This window comes from Arthrobacter silviterrae, from assembly GCF_011045165.1.
In the GTDB taxonomy this organism is placed as follows: Bacteria; Actinomycetota; Actinomycetes; order Actinomycetales; family Micrococcaceae; genus Specibacter; species Specibacter silviterrae.
Genome location: NZ_JAAKZI010000079.1, coordinates 1 through 1,492, shown reverse-complemented (window position 1 = coordinate 1,492; position 1,492 = coordinate 1). Strand labels below are relative to the sequence as shown.

Annotated in this window: 2 protein-coding genes; both read left to right on the top strand. The window is 67.6% G+C overall.

The window, feature by feature from the left end:
- The coding region (locus G6N77_RS19440; protein WP_165183818.1) for a heterodisulfide reductase-related iron-sulfur binding cluster at positions 1–618 on the top strand (618 nt) is incomplete at its 5' end.
- A partial coding sequence (locus tag G6N77_RS19435; RefSeq protein ID WP_165183817.1) for an LUD domain-containing protein occupies positions 615–1,492 on the top strand: 878 nt, incomplete at its 3' end. The genes G6N77_RS19440 and G6N77_RS19435, both read left to right, overlap by 4 nt.

Genomic DNA, 1,492 nt, shown 5'->3' with positions numbered 1-1,492 from the left:
AACCATGTGAGGGCCTTCGACACGGAAGATTACGACGTTGCCGTGGCGCCGTCCGGTTCCTGCGTGGCGAGCGTCAAGCACCAGCACGCACTGGTGGCCCGCCGTTGCGGCGACGCCGCGCTGGAGGCCCGGGCCGCCGTCGTCGGCGCAAAAACGTATGAACTCTCCCAGCTATTGACCGATGTTTTGGGCGTCACGAACGCCGCGGAGCAGCTCGGATCGCACTTCCCGCACAAGGTCACCTACCACCCCAGCTGCCACGGCATGCGCCTGCTGCGCCTGGGGGACCGGCAGCTGGACCTCCTGCGCAGCGTGGGCGGGATTGAGCTGGTGGAACTGCCCGAGGCGGAGCAGTGCTGCGGCTTTGGCGGCACCTTCGCCATGAAAAACGCGGACGTCTCCAGCGCCATGATGGCGGACAAGGCGGCCAATATCTGCGGCACGGGTGCCGAGCTGTGCTCGGGAGGGGACGCCAGCTGCCTGATGCACATTGGCGGCGGGCTCTCCCGGCAGGGCAGCGATGTGGGGACCCTCCACTTCGCGGAGATCCTGGCCAGCACGCTCGAAGAACCAGCCTCCGTCAATGGCGGGGTCCTGCTGGCGGGGGGTGTGCGGTGAGCAACACGTTCCTGGGCATGCCCTCCCTGCCGGTCTTCGGCCACGGCAACCTCCACGCCACGGAGCCGTTCCCGAAGGCCGCACACCGCGAACTCGGCAACGCGCAGCTGCGCGCCAACCTGGGCCACGCCACCCACACCATCCGCGACAAGCGGGCGAAGGTGGTGGCCGAGCTTGCCGACTGGGAGGAGCTGCGCGACGCCGGCAGTGCCATCAAGGACGCCACCATGGCGAACCTTCCGGCGCTGCTGGGGCAGTTCGAGGCCAACTTCACGGCCCGCGGCGGCACCGTCCACTGGGCCCGCGACGCCCAGGAGGCCAACCAGCTTGTCACCGAGCTGATCAGGGCAACGGGGGAAACCGAGGTGGTCAAGGTCAAGTCCATGGCCACGCAGGAAATCGGGCTGAACGAATACCTGGAAGGGCAGGGCATCGCCGCGTTTGAAACCGACCTGGCGGAGCTGATTGTCCAGCTGGACCGTGACAAGCCCAGCCACATCCTGGTCCCGGCCATCCACAAGAACCGCAGCCAGATCCGGGAGATCTTCCTGCGCGAAATGGAGGACGTGGACCCGGCCCTGAGCAACGAGCCGGCCCGCCTGGCCGAGGCCGCCCGCCGCCACCTGCGCCGGAAGTTCCTCTCCGCCAAGGTGGCCGTCTCCGGCGCCAACTTTGGCCTGGCCGACACCGGCACCCTGGCCGTGGTGGAATCCGAGGGCAACGGGCGCATGTGCCTGACCCTGCCGGAAACCCTCATCACCGTCATGGGCATTGAAAAGCTGCTCCCAAGGTGGGAAGACCTGGAAGTGTTCATGCAGCTGCTCCCGCGCTCCTCCACGGGGGAACGCATGAACCCCTACACCTCCCTGTGGAC